Annotated in this window: 20 protein-coding genes and 1 other RNA gene; 8 read left to right on the forward strand and 13 right to left on the reverse strand. The window is 28.6% G+C overall.

The window, feature by feature from the left end; genetic code table 11:
* Window positions 1-6: 6 nt before the first annotated feature.
* Window positions 7-903, forward strand: a complete 897-nt coding sequence (locus tag ACH5BF_RS03750; protein WP_423272816.1) for an RluA family pseudouridine synthase — start codon at window positions 7-9, stop codon at window positions 901-903.
* Here the strand turns inward: ACH5BF_RS03750 and ACH5BF_RS03755 are convergent.
* Both ACH5BF_RS03755 and ACH5BF_RS03760 read right to left on the reverse strand, forming a co-directional pair.
* Window positions 900-1,307, reverse strand: a complete 408-nt coding sequence (locus ACH5BF_RS03755; protein WP_423272818.1) for a YqaA family protein — start codon at window positions 1,305-1,307, stop codon at window positions 900-902. The genes ACH5BF_RS03750 and ACH5BF_RS03755 overlap by 4 nt on opposite strands.
* Window positions 1,307-2,206 (reverse strand): DMT family transporter, encoded by a 900-nt coding sequence (locus ACH5BF_RS03760; RefSeq protein ID WP_423272819.1) that lies wholly within the window; start codon window positions 2,204-2,206, stop codon window positions 1,307-1,309. The genes ACH5BF_RS03755 and ACH5BF_RS03760 overlap by 1 nt, the downstream gene beginning before the upstream one ends.
* A gap of 149 nt (window positions 2,207-2,355) precedes the next feature.
* On the opposite strand from ACH5BF_RS03760, the gene ffs reads away from it, so the two are divergent.
* Window positions 2,356-2,453: signal recognition particle sRNA small type (gene ffs, locus ACH5BF_RS03765), an RNA gene on the forward strand.
* Between the two features lie 68 nt (window positions 2,454-2,521).
* Here ffs and ACH5BF_RS03770 read toward each other — a convergent pair.
* Both ACH5BF_RS03770 and queF read right to left on the reverse strand, forming a co-directional pair.
* On the reverse strand, window positions 2,522-3,187 hold the full coding sequence (locus tag ACH5BF_RS03770; protein WP_423272820.1) for a DNA-binding protein: 666 nt from the start codon (window positions 3,185-3,187) through the stop codon (window positions 2,522-2,524).
* Between the two features lie 11 nt (window positions 3,188-3,198).
* Window positions 3,199-3,576: a preQ(1) synthase gene (queF, locus tag ACH5BF_RS03775; RefSeq protein ID WP_423272906.1), complete on the reverse strand. Its 378-nt coding sequence runs from the start codon at window positions 3,574-3,576 to the stop codon at window positions 3,199-3,201.
* A 149-nt stretch (window positions 3,577-3,725) separates the two neighbouring features.
* On the opposite strand from queF, the gene ACH5BF_RS03780 reads away from it, so the two are divergent.
* Both ACH5BF_RS03780 and ACH5BF_RS03785 read left to right on the forward strand, forming a co-directional pair.
* Window positions 3,726-4,736, forward strand: a complete 1,011-nt coding sequence (locus tag ACH5BF_RS03780) for an NAD(P)-binding domain-containing protein (RefSeq protein ID WP_423272821.1) — start codon at window positions 3,726-3,728, stop codon at window positions 4,734-4,736.
* Window positions 4,737-4,898: 162 nt separating this feature from the next.
* Window positions 4,899-7,169: a methyl-accepting chemotaxis protein gene (locus tag ACH5BF_RS03785; protein WP_423272822.1), complete on the forward strand. Its 2,271-nt coding sequence runs from the start codon at window positions 4,899-4,901 to the stop codon at window positions 7,167-7,169.
* A gap of 32 nt (window positions 7,170-7,201) precedes the next feature.
* Here ACH5BF_RS03785 and ACH5BF_RS03790 read toward each other — a convergent pair whose 3' ends face one another.
* The 5 genes from ACH5BF_RS03790 to dnaA all read right to left on the reverse strand — a co-directional run bounded on the left by ACH5BF_RS03790 (window position 7,202) and on the right by dnaA (window position 13,283).
* Window positions 7,202-7,525 carry a hypothetical protein gene (locus tag ACH5BF_RS03790; protein WP_423272824.1) on the reverse strand — a complete coding sequence of 108 codons (324 nt, stop codon included), beginning with the start codon at window positions 7,523-7,525 and terminating at the stop codon, window positions 7,202-7,204.
* 281 nt (window positions 7,526-7,806) lie between these two features.
* Window positions 7,807-8,217 (reverse strand): DUF3010 family protein, encoded by a 411-nt coding sequence (locus ACH5BF_RS03795; RefSeq protein WP_423272825.1) that lies wholly within the window; start codon window positions 8,215-8,217, stop codon window positions 7,807-7,809.
* Window positions 8,218-8,357: 140 nt separating this feature from the next.
* Window positions 8,358-10,676, reverse strand: coding sequence for a DNA topoisomerase (ATP-hydrolyzing) subunit B (gyrB, locus tag ACH5BF_RS03800; protein ID WP_423272827.1), 2,319 nt, complete (start codon window positions 10,674-10,676; stop codon window positions 8,358-8,360).
* A gap of 50 nt (window positions 10,677-10,726) precedes the next feature.
* A complete protein-coding gene (dnaN, locus tag ACH5BF_RS03805; RefSeq protein ID WP_423272829.1) occupies window positions 10,727-11,797 on the reverse strand; it encodes a DNA polymerase III subunit beta in 1,071 nt (356 codons plus the stop codon).
* 169 nt (window positions 11,798-11,966) lie between these two features.
* Window positions 11,967-13,283, reverse strand: a complete 1,317-nt coding sequence (dnaA, locus tag ACH5BF_RS03810) for a chromosomal replication initiator protein DnaA (protein WP_423272831.1) — start codon at window positions 13,281-13,283, stop codon at window positions 11,967-11,969.
* A 240-nt stretch (window positions 13,284-13,523) separates the two neighbouring features.
* Between dnaA and ruvC the strand changes: the two genes are divergently transcribed.
* Window positions 13,524-13,991 carry a crossover junction endodeoxyribonuclease RuvC gene (gene ruvC, locus ACH5BF_RS03815; protein WP_423272832.1) on the forward strand — a complete coding sequence of 156 codons (468 nt, stop codon included), beginning with the start codon at window positions 13,524-13,526 and terminating at the stop codon, window positions 13,989-13,991.
* Window positions 13,992-14,072: 81 nt separating this feature from the next.
* The gene (gene purN, locus ACH5BF_RS03820) at window positions 14,073-14,648 is read left to right on the forward strand and encodes a phosphoribosylglycinamide formyltransferase (protein WP_423272833.1); all 576 of its coding nucleotides are present in this window, start codon (window positions 14,073-14,075) and stop codon (window positions 14,646-14,648) included.
* A 3-nt stretch (window positions 14,649-14,651) separates the two neighbouring features.
* Here the strand turns inward: purN and ACH5BF_RS03825 are convergent, their stop codons facing one another.
* The gene (locus tag ACH5BF_RS03825) at window positions 14,652-15,140 is read right to left on the reverse strand and encodes a MarR family winged helix-turn-helix transcriptional regulator (protein ID WP_423272834.1); all 489 of its coding nucleotides are present in this window, start codon (window positions 15,138-15,140) and stop codon (window positions 14,652-14,654) included.
* A gap of 104 nt (window positions 15,141-15,244) precedes the next feature.
* On the opposite strand from ACH5BF_RS03825, the gene ACH5BF_RS03830 reads away from it, so the two are divergent.
* Entirely contained in the window at window positions 15,245-15,565 is a 321-nt protein-coding gene (locus ACH5BF_RS03830) for a DMT family transporter (protein ID WP_423272835.1), read from the forward strand.
* A gap of 39 nt (window positions 15,566-15,604) precedes the next feature.
* On the opposite strand, the gene ACH5BF_RS03835 is transcribed toward ACH5BF_RS03830, so the two are convergent.
* From ACH5BF_RS03835 to ACH5BF_RS03845, 3 genes are all read right to left on the reverse strand, one after another.
* Entirely contained in the window at window positions 15,605-16,057 is a 453-nt protein-coding gene (locus ACH5BF_RS03835) for a hypothetical protein (RefSeq protein ID WP_423272836.1), read from the reverse strand.
* 72 nt (window positions 16,058-16,129) lie between these two features.
* A complete protein-coding gene (locus tag ACH5BF_RS03840; protein WP_423272837.1) occupies window positions 16,130-16,741 on the reverse strand; it encodes a trimeric intracellular cation channel family protein in 612 nt (203 codons plus the stop codon).
* A gap of 46 nt (window positions 16,742-16,787) precedes the next feature.
* Window positions 16,788-17,705 carry a glutaminase gene (locus ACH5BF_RS03845; protein ID WP_423272838.1) on the reverse strand — a complete coding sequence of 306 codons (918 nt, stop codon included), beginning with the start codon at window positions 17,703-17,705 and terminating at the stop codon, window positions 16,788-16,790.
* Window positions 17,706-17,908: 203 nt separating this feature from the next.
* Here ACH5BF_RS03845 and typA point away from each other — a divergent pair, with 203 nt between their 5' ends.
* Window positions 17,909-19,726, forward strand: coding sequence for a translational GTPase TypA (gene typA, locus ACH5BF_RS03850; RefSeq protein ID WP_423272839.1), 1,818 nt, complete (start codon window positions 17,909-17,911; stop codon window positions 19,724-19,726).
* Window positions 19,727-19,965 lie beyond the last annotated feature (239 nt).

Raw genomic sequence — 19,965 nt, forward strand, 5'->3', positions numbered from 1 at the left:
AGAAACTTGCCATTTATTTTAAAGAAAATTGAAGCCCAAAAAGGTAAAAAGCTTAGTCTTTTTCTACTTCAAAACCTTACAATACATCACACGAAAGCCCAGAAATACGCCTCTAGAGGAAGAATTTTTGATGAAGACATGAATGTATTAAAACCAAAAGATTTAATTCCAAGTGATTATATCTACATGGCTGTTTTTGAGGGTGTTTCAAGGGGTTTAAAACCTCTAATTGAGTTTGAAAATTTTGCCATTTTTGACAAGCCTACAAACCTTATGGTTCATCCAATTTCTAAAAATACTAAGTATTCATTGTTAGATGAAATTCGATACCATTTTGGAGAAAATGCAAACCTAATTCATAGAATTGATGCAGAAACATCAGGACTTGTAATTGTAGGAAAAAATAAAAAAAGTGAGAAACAATTAAAAGATATGTTTGAAACAAAAGAGTATCACAAATCTTATCTTGCAATTGTAGAAGGACATATACAAAAAGAGATTACTATTGATAGTAAACTTCAAAAAGAAGGCAAAAACATTGGTGTTAGAATGAGTGCAGGAGAAGAGGGTAAAGAATCATGTACTATTATAAAACCAATAAAATATAATGAAGAAAAAAATATCACTTTAGTAGAAGCTCAACCAATAACAGGAAGACAACATCAAATTAGAGTTCATTTATACTCAATAGGTCACAGAATTATTGGTGATCCAATTTATGGTGTTGATGATGAAATTGCAGAAGCATATTTAAATAAAACACTAGACCAAGACTTAAGAGAAAAAGAGACAAAAGGTTCAAGACTTTGGCTTCATGCTAACTATTTAGAGTTTACATTCCAAGGTGTGATTTATAAAATTTTCTCTAAAAATAAAAATATTTTAAATGAGTTTAACTCTTAAATCAAAAGTGCTATAAAAGCATATCTTGAAAACTTAGCAATAACAACAAGTAAAATAAAGAGTTTTAAATTAAATTTTAAAACTCCTGCTATAAAAGTTATTGGATCACCAATAATAGGAACCCAAGAAAGTAAAATACACCAAGCTCCATATTTATCGAAATATTTTTTGGTTTTTAAAACTCTTTGTTCATTTAAAAGCTTTTTCTTTACTAAAAACTCCTCACCTTTTAAACCTAAAAAATAGTTTATTATAGAACCCAAAGAATTCCCAAAAGTAGCGAAGAAAAGCAATAAATAAAGGTTATATCCCTCTTTAATATCATAAATTAGTAAAGCTTCACTACCAAAAGGAATTAATGTTGCTGAAACTAAAGCTGATATAAAAAGAGTTAAATAAACCATTAAACTTTTTTCTTCCTTTTTAAAGGTGGCATTTGAGATAGTATAACACCCACTAAAATAACTGCAGAGGCTGTTAATTCAAAAGACGTAAGCTTTTCTCCTAAAATAAAAAATGCTAATATTAAAGTAAATACTGGAATTAAGTTTACAAAAACTGCTGTTTTAGAGGCTTCTACTTTTGTAAGAGCAAAATTATACAAACCATAACCTCCCAATGTTACAACAATACCTAAATATATTGTCCAACTTAATGCTTCAACAGAGAATACCATAGGAGTATTAAAATATTCGTAAACAAAGAAAGGAAAGAAAAATATTGCACCAATAAACGCCTGAATTGCTGTAATAAATAGTGCAGAAAACTTATGCGTTAAATATCTTGCGACTATTGTATATCCTGCCGCACAAGTCATCGCTAAAAGCTCTAAAAAATTCCCTAAAAGAGGGTTTGGGGCACTAGCACTTGTAGTTGCATTTACACTTAAGCTTACAACACCTATCATAGCTAAAGCCGAACCTAATATAAGCTTTCTTGTAATAATCTCTTTTAAGAAATATCCTGCTGCCATTGCTGTTATTAAAGGCATAAGTGATGCAATCATACCTGCTTGAGAAGCAGATGTAAGCTGTAAAGCTTTAGCTTCAAAAATAAAATATAAACAAGGTTCAAATAAAGCTAATAAAAGAATAAACTTTATATCCTTTTTTGTAAAGTCATACTTTAAAAAGCTTTTTATGAAATATACGAAACATAAAGAAGCTGCAAGCATTCTAATAAAGATTACAGTAAAAGGTGCTAAGTCATTCATAGCTGCTTTTAAAGCAATAAAAGAGCTTCCCCAAATGAACATAGCAAAAACTAGGGATATAACACCGATTAAATTAAAATTTTTTGTCAATTTTTATACTTTTTAAATGAAATTTTTTCGAAATTATAGCCGATATTCCAAATAAAAAAATTAATTTATAAAAAGTTAAAGTTTATTTTTGTATAATTTCGTTTCCTAAAGAGGAACACTGAGAATATTTTTAATATTTTGAGTGCTCTTCTTTAGACCCTTACAATCATTATGTTGAGATAACGCCCCAGGATGGGAACATAGCAAGGCACCTCTCTTAGTGGTGTGTTTGGGTATCTGGAGAAGAGTACTTTTTTAAAGTGCTCTTTTTTTTTGCCTACATAGAAAATCTTATAACAATCTTTTTTACTAAATTTAAATTAAATCTTGGAAATCTGACTTTAATATTAGAAGTTTTCTCTCTGCTTTATTATAAATAAATCTTTTATCGCCATTTTGAATAGCTTTAAAGATTAAAAGTTTAATCTCTTTTTCTGTTTTATTATATCTTTTCATTAGTACAGAAAACTCTTGTAAAGTCATCAGATTTAAATCTTTATTTTCTCCTGTTTGTTGTGTTTGACTAGAAGCTTGAAGATTTTGAATTTGTGCAGGTTGATTTTTGTAAATAGTTCTCATCTCATGAAATGCACTTTGAAGAAGTTTAATTTCTGAATTAAAAACTTTTACTATTCTTTTTTGATTTTTTTCTAATCTATTAATTTCAGATTTATACTGTTTTTTCATCCATTTCATAGAATCTTTTAAAAGTAAAATCTGCTCATTTTTTACTTCTATAATAGATTGAATATGTTCTTCATCAGGTTTCTGAGTTGTAGTATTATTTGAAGATTTTACTGCTTCAACACTAAAATTGTTGTTTGTTGAAGCAGCTTTTTCCATCTCATCAGAAATATAAACATAAGTTCTTCCTGATTTTTTGATAGATTTTAATTGTTCTTTTTTAATTCGATAGTGTACACCTTGTAAAGAAAGACCCAGAATCTGGGCAGCTTGTGAAGTCGTAACTAATCTTTCCAAGGCATAATTCCTTACATTTTTGCACTATCAATTTCAATTACAGTATGAACATTTCCTCTTGGTTTAAAGTCAGCAATAACTTTCATCCATTTTGGTTCTAATTTTTCATATAAAGTATCAAAGATTTCATTTGCAGAGTTTTCATGAGATACTTCTCTATACATAAATGTATTAATATAGATTTTTAAAGCTTTTAATTCAATAACTTTTTTATTTGGAGTGTATTGAATTTTAATTGTAGCGAAGTCAGGATATCCACTTCTTGGACATTTTGCCATAAACTCAGGTAATTCAATATCTATAATATAGTTCTTATCATTTGTATTTGGCCAAAAGTTTTCTTCATTGTTAATATCAAACTCAACAATCTCTTTTTCACCATATTTCATTTCCATATCTTTTATAACCTTTATAATAATTAATTTTAAGAGATTTTATCAAAATCTTACTTACAAATGTTACTAATTGAAAAAAAACATGAATTTAAGTATAATTGCTATATTCATGCTATAAATTAAAATATAATATAAGAGGTAATATGGAACAAAAGATATATGACATTGTAATTATTGGTGGTGGTCCTGGTGGTATCGGTACTGCTATTGAAGCTTCAGCTCATAAAGTTGGAGAAATATTACTAATTGAAAAAACAGATAATCACTCAAATACAATTAGAAAATTTTATAAAGATAATAAAAGAGTTGACAAAGACTATAAAGGTCAAGTAACTCAACTACAAGGAAATGTTGATTTTTATGATGGAACAAAAGAAACTACTCTTGATTACTTTGATGACTTATTAGATTCAGAAAAAATTGATTCACTTTTTAATACAGAAGTAGAAAAAATTGTAAGAGAAAATGATAATTTATTATATATTCATACATCAGTAGGACTTGTAAAATCAAGAAATGCCGTAATTGCTATTGGAAAAATGGGGAAGCCAAATAAACCATCATACAAAATTCCACCATCAATAAAAGCAAATGTAAACTTCAACTTAGACAAATGTTCTTCAAATGAAAAAATCTTAGTTGTTGGTGGAGGAAACTCTGCAGCTGAGTATGCTTATGATTTAGCAGATCAAGATAACAATGTAACTTTAGTTTATAGAAAACCAGAGTTTTCAAGATTAAATGAAACAAATGAAAATATCTTATACAAATATCATGGTGAAGAAAAATTAAGACTTAGAATGAATACAGATGTTGAGTCTTTAGAAAATGAAGGTGGTAAAGTAAAAGTAAACTTCAATGATGGTTTCTCTGTAATCTACGATAGAGTAATTTACGCTATTGGTGGAACTACACCTGTTGATTTCTTAAAATCATGTGGTGTTGAGGTAAATGAAAATGAACAACCAATTTTTGATGAACATCAAGAAACATCTGCAAAATGTGTTTATGTAGCAGGTGATATTGCATTTAAATCTGGTGGTTCTATTGCTATTGCTTTAAATCATGGATACCACATTGTAAATAATATTATTAGAAAAAGAGGAAGAATTTTCTCTCACACTGAAAAAGTAGCTAGCTCAATCGATTCATAAAACTATTTATAGATAAAACACTTAGGTGTTTTATCTCCCACTTATTTGTTATTTTTATAATAATTATAAAATTTTTTCATAATTAATACCAAAAAGATACCATTTTTAGATATTATTTCGTTTATATATACGTCATAAGTAAATTATTTTTAAAGGAAAAACATGGAATACCTCAAAAAGTCTGTCATTCGAAAAATTCTTTTCGTTTCAATCTCAGCTATCTTTTTATGTATGTTAATACTAACATTTTTCATAGCAGATAATACATTCTCTTCTATGAAAAGTAATACTCAGACATCTATTCAAAAAGAAGTTGCTTTAATAACTGAAAAAATAGAGACTTTTAACAATGTTGCAAAAACAGGTGCAGATAAAATGGCATCAGTATTTGTTAAAATGATAAACAATATAGAACTTGATAAAAGTTCAACTATTGATATTAAAGGTTTAAAAACACCAGAAATTAAAATCAATAATAAAACAGTTAATTTAAATTTTGATTTAGTTGACAGCTTTACTGAAATGACTGATGGATCTGTTGCAACAATTTTTGTAAGAGATAATGAAGATTTTATTAGAGTATCAACAAGTTTAAAAAAGCAAGATGGTAATAGAGCAATAGGAACAAAACTAAATAAAACTCATCCTGGATACAAAAGTGTTTTAGAAGGGAAAGAGTATTTAGGTAAAGCAAAACTATTTGGAAAAGAGTATATGACGAAATATATTCCATTATTTATAAATAGTGAAGTTGTTGGTATTGCTTTTGTTGGTTATGATATTAGTAGAGATATAAAACAATTAGAAGAAAATATCTCATCTAAAAAAATAGGTAAAAATGGATACTACTATATTATTAATAGTAAAAAAGGTAAATCTTACGGTCAATTCTTAGCACACCCAACATTAAAAGGTAAATCAGCTTTAGAGGTTAAAGACACTCATGGGTACAGCTTTATAACTGATATGTTAGAAAAAAAGCAAGGATTCTTAGAGTATGACTGGGATGATGGAAAGAAATATGTATTCTTCAAAGATTTTAAAGAGTGGCATTGGTTAATAGTTGCTGGTGTAAATGAGAGTGAAGTTTTAGAAGATGCTAATAGAATTATGTATATTACAATTGCTTTAGCAATTATTACTTTAATACTTATTTCAATTGCTGTATTTATTACCTTAAGAGTATCTCTAAACTCTTTAACAAAAATCAATGAAGGTTTATTATCTTTCTTTAAATACTTAAATAGAGAATCTGACACAATTAATAAAATTGATGTTAAAACAAAAGATGAATTTGGCCAAATGGCTATACTTATCAATGAAAATATAGAAAAAACTCAAAAAAGTATTATTGAAGATAGACAACTTATAGATGAAACTATCCAAGTATTAGGTGAATTTGAGCAAGGAGACCTATGCCAAAGATTAAATATAAGCGTAAATAACCCCGCATTAATGCAATTAAAAAATGTTCTTAACAATATGGCTGATAATCTTGAAACAAATATAGATAATGTACTTAATGTATTAGAACAATATAGTAATTACAACTATTTAAACAAGATAGATAAAAAGAATTTAAAAGAGCATTTACTTAAACTGGCAAATGGTGTTAACAATTTAGGGGATTCTATAACAGAAATGTTAATTGATAATAAATCAAATGGTTTAACTCTTGATAAGAGCTCTGATATATTACTTGAAAATGTAGATAAGTTAAATGAGAGCTCAAATGAAGCTGCAACTAGTTTAGAGGAAACAGCAGCAGCCTTAGAGCAGATTACAAGTAATTTAAGACAAAATACACAAAATATCGCAAAAATGTCTAACTTCTCAAATGAGGTAACAAAATCAGCAACTCATGGAGAAGAACTAGCAAATCAAACAACTCTTGCAATGGATAGTATTAATCAAGAGGTAACAGCTATTAATGAAGCAATTACAATTATTGATCAAATTGCATTCCAAACAAATATCCTTTCATTAAATGCAGCTGTAGAAGCAGCAACAGCAGGTGAAGCAGGAAAAGGTTTTGCAGTAGTTGCACAAGAAGTAAGAAACCTAGCTGCAAGAAGTGCAGAAGCAGCAAAAGAGATTAAAGAGCTTGTAGAAAGTGCTACAATTAAAGCCTCTGATGGTAAACTTATAGCTTCTGACATGATTGATGGATATAAACAATTAAATGAAAATATATCTCATACAACAAGTCTAATAAATGATATTGAAAATGCTTCTAAAGAGCAATTATCAGGAATCGAACAAATTAATGATGCTGTAACAAGTTTAGATAGACAAACTCAGCAAAATGCACTAGTAGCAACTCAAGCACATCATGTAGCAGTACAAACTGATCAAATAGCTAAGCTTGTAGTTAATAATGCAAATGAAAAAGAGTTTGCAGGTAAAGAAAACGTAAAAGCAAAAGATTTTTAATACATAAAGTTTAGAAAAGTTTAAAAACTTTTCTAGCTTGCCTTATAACTTGTAAGCTCCGGACAATTTAAACAATTTAATCCTTTTTCTTCTTTAGTACATGAAACACAAGGTCTTAGTTTTCCAAACTCTCTTTTGAGTTTAATTTTAGGATGTTTTGAAGCCATATAAGACACATTCTCTACAGCATCATAGAGCAAATTATTTAAAACTTCATCTGAAATATTAACATTTCTTGCCAATGATCTTCTTACATTCATAGAAGGATGTTTTTGTAAAAATAACATTTCATTCAAATTAGTAGTACTTTTTGCTATATCAATATATTCATCTACAGTTTTTCCAAATACGCTCATATCTATCTCCCTTAAATAGTTATTAATTGTGGAATTATAGCAGAAATTTTATCTTTTTTTAATATAAAAAACAATAAAAAATAGACTTTTTGGACTTTTTACTATACTTTAATAGTATAGATATGGATAATGAAAGAATTATTTTAAATATTAAGAAAAAATTTTCTAATCATTAATATTTTAATTTTTTGTTATAAGTTTGTATATTTTATAGAGAAAAGCAAGATAAATAAATAGTATTTGAAAATAAAAAAACTTATAATAACACTATTTATAACATATTATGCAACTGAAAGTAATGTAAGATATGAACCTTCTTGATATTTTTTTAGAGTATGAGGAAACTCAATCATGTTTCTTTTTTCAAATGAGCTTATTGTTTGAGAAGAGACTAAATCAACATCACAAATACTATTTAGTTGTAAAACTGTTTCCATTTTGAAAGTAACTGCACCACCTGCAAAGTTTCCTTTTTTTGCTCTTTTTTTAACATATAGCTTTTCAATTTTATTCTCTTGTAAAAAGTCATTAATCTCTTTAGAGAACTTTTTTACTGCTTCTTGAGACTCATCATCCTCTAATGTAATCTTCTTTATTTTTAGGTCTATATAAATTACTATATCGTCATCATTTTTTTCAAATACTGAAAATATCGCATTATTAGCTTTTAATTCTACTCCACATAGTTTCATAATAAATCCTTTTTAAAAATATGGAAGTATTATATATTAAAAAAGTAAACAGTTGATTTTTTATTTCAATTTGTAAGATTTTAAAAAAGGAGACTTTTTAGAGACTTTTTAAAAAAGTCTCTATTTAGTCTCTAAATAGATTATACGTCTAAGTGTTCTACGTCTTTTGCGTGCTCTTCGATGTAGTTTCTTCTTGGTTCTACCTCATCACCCATAAATAGAGTAAAGGCATCAGAAGCTGCTTCTGCATCATCAATTTTAACTCTAAGAAGTCTTCTATCTTCAGGTGTCATTGTAGTTTCCCATAATTGCTCAGGGTTCATCTCACCAAGACCTTTATATCTTTGGATATAAGCACCTTTCTTAGCTAAACCTTCTACTTCTTCTAGAATTTCAATTAAATCTCTTCCATCAAACATAGAAATATCTCTTTCTACTAGCCTAGAGAAGATATACGTAGCTTCAGAGAAGTAAGGCGATGCAAATAGCTCATCATCAATAATAAGCTCTTCTAGCCCCTCTTTTGTTTGAACAAACAGCTGTATCATATCTTCATTTATATTTTTAGATAAGATATTGTAACCTTTGTCTTCTAAGAAGCCTTTTACAACTTCATAAAGATCCATTTGCTCTAATTTAACTAAATCTGGGTTTTCAATTAAGTGTTTTAATACCTCAACTAATGAGTATCTTTTTTCTAATTGTTGTAACATACCTCTATATCTAGAAACAGTTTTAAATAGATCAATTAAATCATTTGTTCCTAAACCTGCAAAAGAGAAGTTTTCTACTCCATTTTCAATTAGGAAGTTTGATAATGCTGTATCATCTTTTAGGTAAATCTCATTTTTACCTTTTTTATATCTATATAATGGCGGTTGAGCGATATATAAATAACCTTTCTCAACGATAGGTCTTAAGAATCTAAAGAAGAAAGTTAATAATAGTGTTTGAATGTGACTACCATCAACATCGGCATCCGTCATGATGATTACTTTGTGATATCTAATTTTTTCTTCATCAAAATCTTCACCAATACCACAACCAAGAGCTGTAATCATATTTCTAATTTCATCAGATTTTAAAATTTTATCTAATCTTGATTTTTCAACATTTAAAATCTTACCTTTTAGTGGTAAAATTGCTTGATAAACTCTATCTCTACCTTGTTTTGCTGAACCACCTGCAGAATCCCCTTCCACCAGGTATAATTCTCTAACTTCTGGATCTTTTGATTGACACTCAGCAAGTTTCCCTGGAAGAGTTCCAACACTCATAGAATCTTTTTTTCTAGTTAATTCTCTAGCTTTTTTAGCAGCTTCTCTACCTCTTGCTGCCATTAATGCTTTTTCCATTACAGCTTTTGCTTGAGCTGGATTTTCTTCAAAATATCTATCTAAACACTCAGAAGTTAATTTTTGACATAAAGGCTTAACATAAGAAGAACCTAATTTACCTTTAGTTTGACCTTCAAACTGTGGTTCAGGAACTTTTACAGAAACGATTGCAATTAAACCTTCTCTTACATCATCACCTGTAATTTTTGTATCTTTTTCTCTAGCATTTGCATTGTTATTTAAATATTTAACGATTGATCTTGTAAGTCCAGCTTTAAAACCAGCTTCGTGAGTACCACCATCAATTGTTCTAATATTATTTACAAAAGAAATAGTTTTTTCTGTATATGTTGAGTTATACATTAATGCAATATCAATCTCTACATCTTCTGCTTTATCAGAGAATGCTACAGCTTCACAAATTGGAGTGTCTTTGTTTAAGTCACTTACAAATTGCTTGATACCACCTTCAAAGTGGTAAACTTCTTTTGTTTTAGTTTTTTCATTTTCTAAAGTAATAGAAATAAAAGGATTTAAATACGCAACTTCTCTAAATCTTTTAGCTAAAGTTTCAAATTGGTATTCAGTTACTTCAAAAATAGTATTATCAGCTAAGAATTCGATAGTAGTACCAGTTTTTCTCGGAGCATCACCAATTACTTCTAAAGGAAATTTTGGGATACCTTTTGAGAATTCTTGATAATGAATCTTTCCTTCTCTGTAAATAGTCATTTTAAGTTCAGAAGATAAGGCATTTACAACAGATACACCAACCCCGTGTAATCCACCAGAAACTTTATATGTATCTTTATCAAATTTACCACCAGCATGTAAAACTGTAAGTACAACAGTAGCTGCTGACATCTTTTCAGTTGGATGTTCTGCTACAGGAATACCTCTACCATCATCTTCAACTCTTATCCAACCATCTTTTGTCATTGTAACTTTGATATTTCTACAGTAACCAGCCATAGCTTCATCAATAGAGTTATCAACAACTTCATAAACCATATGATGTAAACCATTGATGTTTGTATCACCAATATACATACCTGGTCTTTTTCTAACTGCTTCTAAACCTTTTAAAACTTTAATATTACTAGCGCCGTATTCTTGACTCATCTATTTTTGTCCTTATTTCTAATTTCTATTTTAATTTTATATATTTAAATCTATTTTTCTAAAACAATTGGCATTACAATTGTAAAGAATTTTTCATCTTCTAAGTAAAATGGTAAATTTGATTCATTAAATCCAACAGTTACATTTTCATTGTTTGTCATACTTAAGAAATCTAATAAATATTTAGCATTTACTGCTAAATAGAAGTTTTCTTCTATATTTAGATTTATATCAATTTGTGTTTGTGATTCACTATCTTCATCTAAAGATTCAAATATGATTGCATTTGAAGTAAATGTAATTTTAATATTTGAGAAAAGAGATGTAACTAATTTAATAGATTCTACTAATTGATTTTTTGGTAAAGATAAACTATATTTTAAATTAGTAGGTATAATTCTTTCGTAATCTGGAAATTTACCATTAATTAGCTTTGTAAAGAATTTAGAGTTACTATTTTGAATTACTAAGTTAGTATCATCATAAGAAATAGTTGCTTCATCTATAAATAGTTTTTGTATTTCAATAATTGCTTTTTTAGGAATAATAAATTGAGATTCAATATTTGCAATATTTTGTAAATGAGATATAGCTAATCTTCTAGTATCAGTAGCAACAAAGTTTATTTTTTCGCTTTTAACATCAATTAATGCACCATTTAATTCAAACTTAGGATTATTGTTATCAACTGCAGGTGTAATCTTTCTAATTGAGTTTATAAAATTTAATGTAGATATATCTAATTTATTTAAATTATCATTTTTAAGCATATCTGGATATTCTGATGCATCATACATAGGTAATTTAAAGATTGATTTATTTTGTTTGATTACTAAGTTGTTACCTGATGTTTCAAATATAATATCTTCATTTTTTAATCTTTTAATAATACCAAGTAAGTTAGAACCATTAACAGTTGCTTTACCTTCTTCTATTTCATTAATGCTATCGATATGAGACTCTAATCCTATTTCATAATCAGTAGCTTTTAAAATTAACTTTGTATTTGCAATTTCTAAATATATATGTGATGTAATTGCACTAGCATCTTTTTTTTCTAAAAAAGGTTGCATAGAAGCTATTACATTTTCAATGATATTTTTTGTAATTATAAACCTCATTTTATATCTCCTATTATTTATATATCTTTAGTGGAAGTAGTAGTGTGTGTGAAAAGATGAAAATACATTCAAATCGACGACTGTATCGAAACACTTTCAAGTGATATAACGAAATGAAATATTCACACCTTTTCACACAAGTTGCTTAAACTTTTTTTTCTGACTACTTTTACCACTCCTTATTTATGATTTTATTTTTTAAATTTTCAATGATTAATTTAAAGTTCTCATCTTTCTCTATAAGCTCATTTGCTTTCTTGATATTATGAGAAATTGACGAGTGATCTTTCATTCCTAAGAACTTTGCAATATCAGGCATAGAGTTATGTGTTAATTCTCTTGCTAGATATATAACAACTCTTCTTGCATTTGCAACTGTTGCTGTTCTTTTTTTAGATTTGATATCACTTGGTTTGATATTAAGCTCACGTGCGACAATATCGATAACATCAGGAAGTTTGATGTTCTCTTTTGTTTCTTTAATTTGCTCTTTTAGTAAGCCTTGTACCATTTCTAGGGTAATCTCTTGGTTTAATAAAGAAGCACTTGCATTAATTCTAATAAGTACTCCTTCTATTTCTCTAATAGAGTTATCTAGGTTTGTAGCAATAAAATTAATAATCTCTCTTGTTAAGGCAATACCATTAAGTTCAGATTTTTTCTCAATAATTGCTATTTTTGTCTCTAACCCTGGAATTTGAATATCTGCTGTTAAACCCCACTCAAATCGAGACTTTAGCCTATCTACAAGACCTGCAATTTGTGATGGAAGTCTATCACTTGTCATTACAATTTGTTTTTTTGCATTATGAAGTTCATTAAAAGTATGGAAGAACTCTTCTTGTGTTTGTTCTTTTCCACTTAAGAACTGAATATCATCAATTAATAAAACATCACACTTTCTATATTTACTTCTAAAGTGTTCCATATTTTTATTTTTAATTGAGAAAGTAAAGTCATTCATAAACTGTTCAATTGTTACATATATTACAGTTTGACCTTTCTCAATTGCTGCGTTTCCTACTGCTTGAAGTAAGTGTGTTTTTCCAAGACCTGTTCCACCATAAATAAATAGTGGATTATACTGAGTTCCTGGTTTATTTGATACAGCAAGTGACGCATTATAGGCCATTTGGTTAGAAGGTCCTACTACGAATGAATCAAATGTATATGATGGATTTAGGATTGTACTTTCAGCTGTTTCATTTTTGATTTGTTCTTGAATAATCTCTTTTTTAGATTTTTTTTCACCAGCAATTTTGATCTCAATTTTAGGCTTAGAACCATCGTATTGCTCAAAACAATGTTGTATTAGTCCTGTGAATTTACTCTTAATCCATGAAGCTATATATTTATTTGATACTTCAAATACAGCAAGCTTCTCATCTGATGAGATTTTCTTGTAAGTAAGTTGTTTTAAGTATCTGTCATAATCAATAGATGTTGCTTCTTTTTGAATAAGCGCTAAAAAATCTTTATTTGTCATATATCATTAACTCTTTATTTTATAAATAGTAGCTATTATAACCAATTTTTGATAAAAGTTATTCACATGTTAAAAATTCCTTAAAAATAAAGTGAATAAAATGATGAATAAATGTTGTTCACATGGTGAATAAGTAGTGAATAACTAATGTTTTTTAAGTGAATATTTAGGTGAAAAATACCATTATACGGTACTTCAAACTATGTGAATAAAAATATGATGAAAAAAGAGTAATAAAGCGTGAAAATATTAGGAATTGACCCCGGAACTAGAAACTGTGGATATGCAATTATTGAAAAAGATGGAAGAAATTTAAAGCTTATTGAAGCAGGACTTATAAAAATCAAAACAAAAGTTTTACAAGAGCAGATTGTAGAAATGACAGAAGGCTTTGATTTGATTTTTGCTAGACATGAAATTGATGAGGTATCAATTGAAGATATGTTTTATGCTTTTAACCCTAAAACCGTAATTAAACTAGCACAATTTAGAGGTGCTATTTCATTAAAAATCTTACAAGTATTTGGAAACTTTGCAGAGTATACACCTCTTCAAGTAAAACAAGCAGTTACAGGAAATGGTAAGGCTGATAAGACTCAGGTTGCATTTATGGTAAAAAGACTTCTTGGAATAAAAAAAGAGATTAAACCTCTTGATATTACAGATGCAATAGCAATAGCATTAACACATGCTCAAAGAATTAGATAATTGGTAAAAAATATTTAACTTATATTATAAAAACTTTTTATTTGTTATAATCTCGCCTTAATTATAAGTAGGAATAGTAAAATGAAAAGAATAGGTATCCTAGCTTCATATAATGGAAGTGGTTTTCAAACAATTCAAAAAGCAATAGATGAAAAAATTTTAGATGCAAAAGTTGTTGTAGTTATTTCAAATAACTCAAATGCAAATGTTTTAGAAACAGCAGAGTCTTTTAACATACCAAATTTTGTAATAAACGATAAAAGGTATCCAGGGCAAGACTGTGATGATAAAATAGCTAGGTTGCTTTTAGAGTTTGAATGTGACTATGTTTTTTGTTCAGGATATATGAAAATGATAGGACCTAAACTTGTTAATGCCTTTGAAAATAAGATAATTAATACTCACCCTGCAATTTTACCTTCTCAATATGGAGGAAAAGGAATGTATGGAAGATATGTACATGAAGCAGTTATTAAAAATGGTGAGAAAAAATCAGGTGTTACTATTCATTATGTAAATGAAAAGTATGATGATGGAGAAATTATTCTTACAAAAGAGTTGTTCTTAGATGAGAATGAAACGCCTGAAACACTAGAGAATAGAATTAAGCAGTTAGAATCTATTGCTATTGTAGATACATTTAAAAAACTACTTTAAAATTTAATCAAGGAGTTTGTTTAAAAGTTTAGCAAACTCTTTTTGCTCTTTATTATCAAGTTTATTGAAATAATCATCCTCAAAACTTATTATTCTATCTATTGCACTAAGCATAATATCTATACCTTTTTTTGTTAATTGAACATTTTTAACTCTTTTATCTTCTTTTGAATCAACTCTTTTAATAAGTTCTTTTTCTTCAAGTTTCTTTAAAAGTTTTGTCATTCCTCCTGAAGAAAAAAGCATAAGTTCATAAAGCTTAGTAGGTGTTAGTGTATGTTCTTCTTCTGAACTGTAATAAAGACATGAAATTACATCTAATTCGCTTTGTGTAAGATTGAACTCTTCTTTTAAAACACTCTCTCCTTTATCAAATAAAACCTTATGAGCTCTAAAAAAAGGAAGGGTTACATGAAGTACTGATTTATAAATATGTGGTGTTTTTTCTTTTAGTGTTTCTATACTATTTTTATTAAACTCTTTTAATTGCATTTTTTATAATAGCATAGGTATATTTAATTTTATCTTTCTAGGAAAGATAAATATAAGTGGAAATAAGGTATCTTTCCAAGAAAGATATTTTAAAAGGATTATTTATGAGTGCATGGATATATTTAATATTAGCAGGTTTACTAGAAGTTGGTTTTGCTTCAATGCTTAAATTAACTGAAAACTTTACAAAATTAATACCAACAATTATATTTTTAGTATTTGCAACGGGTAGTTTTTATTTTTTAACGAAAGCAGTTCAGACAATTCCTATAGGAACTGCATATGCAATTTGGACGGGAATAGGGGCTTTTGGAACTATAGTAGTTGGAATTTTATTTTATAATGAACCAGCAGGATTTTTACGATTATTCTTTTTATTTACGTTGATAAGTTCTATTGTAGGTTTAAAATTAGTATCTAATTAGAAAATTAAAAATAAGCTATTAGCCATAAGGCTAATAGTCTTAGTTAAATACTGCGTCTAATTCTTCAGCAGTAGTAATATATTTTACGTTTGAAACTTTACCATTTTCTACAGAGTAAACAGTGATTTGTCCCTCTTTTTTAGTAAATGATTTTGATTGCTCTTCATCTACTAATAAAATAGAGAAAGGATAATCTCTCATCTTAGGTAATGCAAAAAACTTAGTAATTAAACTTGGCATTCCTGAAATATCAGCAACATAGTAAGAGTTTTTAGACTCTAAGAAACCTTTTTCTTTTTTTAATAAATAGTCTCTAATTACTTCACTTGCATCTCTGTCACCAGCAACGATGATGTTTTTAGCATCTGATTTAATAGTTTGTTTTTTTTCAAATTGATCTTGAATTTCAAATGCTGGAGTTGTATCTCCAATGTTTAATGCGTTAGCAAATGTCGCAGCTAATAATGCAGCAACGAATAAAATCTTCTTCATTTTTTCTCCTGAATTTAAATTGCGAAATTGTATCAACAAAAAGTAAATGAAAGGTTAAGATAAAAATTTAATCTATTTTGATAAAGTTGGAAGATTCCAATTTTTGTAATATGCAAGTAGCCTTAATGCAACTCCAAAGATAAAAACTAAGATTAATGAATAGATATTTTTTAAATCTAATAGATATAAACCATAAGTTATAAGTCCAACTATAATTGCAACAGTAGCATAGAATTCAGATACTAAAATAGATGGTACCCTATTAATTAAAATATCTCTAATAGTACCTCCACCTACAGCTGTAATAAATGCAAGAATCAAAACTCCAAGGAAATTAAAATCATTTTCAATAGCAACAAGAGAACCCGTAATAGCGAAGGATACAAGGCCAATTGCATCTGAAACAATAAAGGCAGTTTTACCTTCTAAATCATCGATTTTATGAAGTTTTAGAATTAAAGAAATAAATACAGTGGCTACCACTAAGGTTACTGGTAATACATCTGTAAATACATAAGGTGTTTTATTTGCAAGTACATCTCTTGTCATTCCTCCACCAAGGGCAGTTAAAAAAGCAGAGATAAAAACACCTAATATATCTAGTTTATAATGAACAGCAATTAAAAACCCTGATAGGGCAAAACAGATTACACCAATAATATCTGCTAATTGTAGTGCTGTCATTTATAAACCTTTTATTTTTAATAGCGTGATTATACTAAAGCCATATTTAAAAGATGGATAAACCTGTCTTATTTGTAAAAAGTTCTAAAGCTTTTGTTCCTGCATGGGAATTTCCGAATCTATTTAGTCTAGGAGAGTAAACACAAATTGCCATTTTTTTAGGAACAATAGCTACAATTCCTCCACCAACACCACTCTTCCCAGGTAGTCCTACTTTATATGCAAAATCTCCTGAAGCATCATAGTGTCCACAAGTTAACATTAAAGAGTTTATTCTTTTTGCTTTACTTTCATTTACAACTTGTTCATTTGTAAGAGGATTAATTCCATGATTTGCTAAGAAAAGAACTGATTTAGCTAGTTGTTGTGTACTCATATCAATAGAGCATTGTTTAAAATATGTTTGCATTACATTATCTGTAAAGTTTTTGATATTGTTAAAACTTTTCATCATATTTATTAGTGCAAGGTTTCTGTATCCATGTTTTAGTTCAGATTTATAAACTTCTTTATCATAGTTTATACTATGGTCATTTGCTACTTCTTGTATAAAATGAAGTATATAATCAAAAGTACTTTCTTTATATAAAGATATTAAAGCATCTGTTGTTACTATAGCTCCTGCGTTTATAAAAGGATTTCTAGGAATACCATTTTCATACTCAAGTTGCACTAGCGAGTTAAATGGATCGCCAGATGGTTCATGTCCCACTCTTTTGTATAGCTCTTTGCTGTAGTTTTGTAAAGCAAGGGTAAATGTAAAGAGTTTAGAAATACTTTGTATAGAAAAAGGTTTTTCATAAGAACCTACATGATATTCATTTAAATCTAAATCAATAATACTCATAGCAAAATCATTTTTCTTTACTTCTTGTAAAGCAGGGATATAGTTTGCTACTTCACCTTTTTTTAAATGGGGTTTGATTTCTTCTTTAATCTCTTCTAATATTTCTTGATAATTCATTTAGAACCTTTTTGCTTTTTAATTGAATTTTGTATTGTAACAAATAAGAAGAAGATAAAAAGTGTATATTATGTTATCAATTTGTAATTAGTCATATATAAAAGCTAATGTTTAAGCAAGTTTTTAGTATAATCGCGAAAACTAATCAGGAAAATTTTAGCTAAAATTAAAAAATTCCTTCAAAACTACTATAAAGAGAATAAATGAGAGATATTAGAAATATTGCCGTTATCGCACACGTTGACCACGGTAAAACAACACTTGTTGATGAGTTATTAAAACAATCTGGAACATTTGCAGCTCACACTCAAGTTGATGAAAGAGTTATGGATAGTAATGCTATCGAAAAAGAAAGAGGAATTACTATTCTTTCTAAGAACACAGCTATTGACTATGAAGGTGTAAGAATTAACATCATTGACACTCCGGGACACGCCGATTTTGGTGGAGAAGTTGAGAGGGTTCTTAAGATGGTTGACTCAGTATTATTACTAGTTGATGCTCAAGAAGGTGTTATGCCTCAAACAAAATTCGTTGTTAAGAAAGCTCTTCAATTAGGTCACAAGCCAATCGTTGTTGTAAACAAAATTGATAAGCCAGCTGGTGAGCCAGAAAGAGTTGTTGATGAGGTATTTGACCTATTTGCTGATATGGATGCTAATGAAGAACAATTAGAATTCCCTGTAATTTATGCAGCAGCTAGAGATGGTTATGCAAGATATGAGGCAAATGATGGAAATATGGATTTAAAACCATTATTTGAAACAATTTTAGACAAAGTTCCAGCTCCTAAAGGTAGCGATGATGAAGGTTTACAACTTCAAGTATTTACACTTGATTACGATAACTTCATTGGTAAAATCGGTATTGCTAGAATTTTCAACGGTACTATTTCTATGGGTGAGACTGTTTTATTATGTAAAGCAGATGGTGAAAAAGTAAAAGGTAGAGTTACAAAACTTATTGGATTTAAAGGTCTTGATAGAGTTGAAATCCAACAAGCAGGTTCTGGTGATATCTGTGCTGTTGCTGGTTTTGAAACTATTGATGTAGGTGATTCTTTATGTGACCCTGCAAATCCAATGCCATTAGACCCAATGCACATTGAAGAGCCAACACTATCTGTAACTTTTGCAGTTAATGATTCTCCATTAGCGGGAACAGAAGGTAAGTTTGTAACTTCAAATAAAATTGATGAAAGACTTTCTGCTGAAATGAATACTAATATTGCTATGAATTATGAGCAAATTGGTGAAGGTAAATTTAAAGTAAACGGAAGAGGTGAGCTTCAAATTACTATTTTAGCAGAGAACATGAGAAGAGAAGGTTTTGAGTTCTCTATTGGTAGACCAGAAGTTATTACAAAAGAAGAAAATGGTGTAACTATGGAGCCATTTGAGCACTTAGTAATTGATACTCCTGATGAGTTCTCTGGAGCAATTATTGAGAAGTTAGGTAAGAGAAAAGCTAACATGACAAACATGGTACCAATGGGTTCTGGATTTACAAGATTAGAGTTTGAAATTCCAGCTAGAGGATTAATTGGTATTAGAACTGAGTTCTTAACTGAAACTAAAGGTGAGGGTGTTATGAACCACTCATTCTTAGAGTTTAGACCATACTCTGGAACAGTTGAATCTAGAAAATATGGTGCTTTAGTTTCTATGGAAAATGGAGAAGCATTAGGTTACTCAATTTTCAACCTACAAGATAGAGGAATTATGTTTATTAAACCTCAAGATAAAGTATACGTTGGAATGGTAATTGGTGAGCATGCAAAATCAAATGACTTAGATGTTAACCCAATTAAAGGTAAAGCACTTACAAACGTAAGAGCATCTGGATCTGATGATGCTATTAAATTAGTTCCTCCAAGAGCAATGTCTTTAGAAAATGCACTAGAGTGGATCGAAGAAGACGAACTTGTTGAGGTAACACCTCTTTCTATTAGAGTTAGAAAAAGAGATTTAGATCCAACAGCAAGAAAAAGAGCAGCAAAAAAAGCTAAATTCGCTGAATAATAAGATTTAGAAATAAATATCTTATAAAGGGGGAAGGGCTTTGGCTCTTCCCCCTTTTTTTATGTAAAAAAATTAAATAAAAGGAAAATTTTTATGTCCAGTGATATGTGGCTTAGGATTTTAAAAAGTTTTAAAAATAGTTTATATTAATAGGAGATTTTTATTCTCCTATTAGAAGGAGAATAAAATGAAAAACAATATTAATACAAATAAAAAAGATTATATAATTTTAATTACAA

The organism is Arcobacter pernae (genome assembly GCF_049472135.1).
Classification (GTDB): domain Bacteria; phylum Campylobacterota; class Campylobacteria; order Campylobacterales; family Arcobacteraceae; genus Arcobacter_B.

Bases quoted from the DNA above. Each gene is read 5' to 3' on its own strand.
- ACH5BF_RS03790 (WP_423272824.1), bottom strand. From the start codon at position 7,525: ATGAGCGTATTTGGAAAAACTGTAGATGAATATATTGATATAGCAAAA.
- ACH5BF_RS03780 (WP_423272821.1), top strand. From the start codon at position 3,726: ATGGAACAAAAGATATATGACATTGTAATTATTGGTGGTGGTCCTGGT.
- ACH5BF_RS03825 (WP_423272834.1), bottom strand. From the start codon at position 15,140: ATGCAATTAAAAGAGTTTAATAAAAATAGTATAGAAACACTAAAAGAA.
- purN (WP_423272833.1), top strand. From the start codon at position 14,073: ATGAAAAGAATAGGTATCCTAGCTTCATATAATGGAAGTGGTTTTCAA.
- typA (WP_423272839.1), top strand. From the start codon at position 17,909: ATGAGAGATATTAGAAATATTGCCGTTATCGCACACGTTGACCACGGT.
- ACH5BF_RS03785 (WP_423272822.1), top strand. From the start codon at position 4,899: ATGGAATACCTCAAAAAGTCTGTCATTCGAAAAATTCTTTTCGTTTCA.
- ACH5BF_RS03755 (WP_423272818.1), bottom strand. From the start codon at position 1,307: ATGGTTTATTTAACTCTTTTTATATCAGCTTTAGTTTCAGCAACATTA.
- ACH5BF_RS03845 (WP_423272838.1), bottom strand. From the start codon at position 17,705: ATGAATTATCAAGAAATATTAGAAGAGATTAAAGAAGAAATCAAACCC.
- queF (WP_423272906.1), bottom strand. From the start codon at position 3,576: ATGAAATATGGTGAAAAAGAGATTGTTGAGTTTGATATTAACAATGAA.
- ACH5BF_RS03840 (WP_423272837.1), bottom strand. From the start codon at position 16,741: ATGACAGCACTACAATTAGCAGATATTATTGGTGTAATCTGTTTTGCC.
- ACH5BF_RS03795 (WP_423272825.1), bottom strand. From the start codon at position 8,217: ATGAAACTATGTGGAGTAGAATTAAAAGCTAATAATGCGATATTTTCA.
- gyrB (WP_423272827.1), bottom strand. From the start codon at position 10,676: ATGAGTCAAGAATACGGCGCTAGTAATATTAAAGTTTTAAAAGGTTTA.
- dnaN (WP_423272829.1), bottom strand. From the start codon at position 11,797: ATGAGGTTTATAATTACAAAAAATATCATTGAAAATGTAATAGCTTCT.
- ACH5BF_RS03835 (WP_423272836.1), bottom strand. From the start codon at position 16,057: ATGAAGAAGATTTTATTCGTTGCTGCATTATTAGCTGCGACATTTGCT.
- ACH5BF_RS03830 (WP_423272835.1), top strand. From the start codon at position 15,245: ATGAGTGCATGGATATATTTAATATTAGCAGGTTTACTAGAAGTTGGT.
- dnaA (WP_423272831.1), bottom strand. From the start codon at position 13,283: ATGACAAATAAAGATTTTTTAGCGCTTATTCAAAAAGAAGCAACATCT.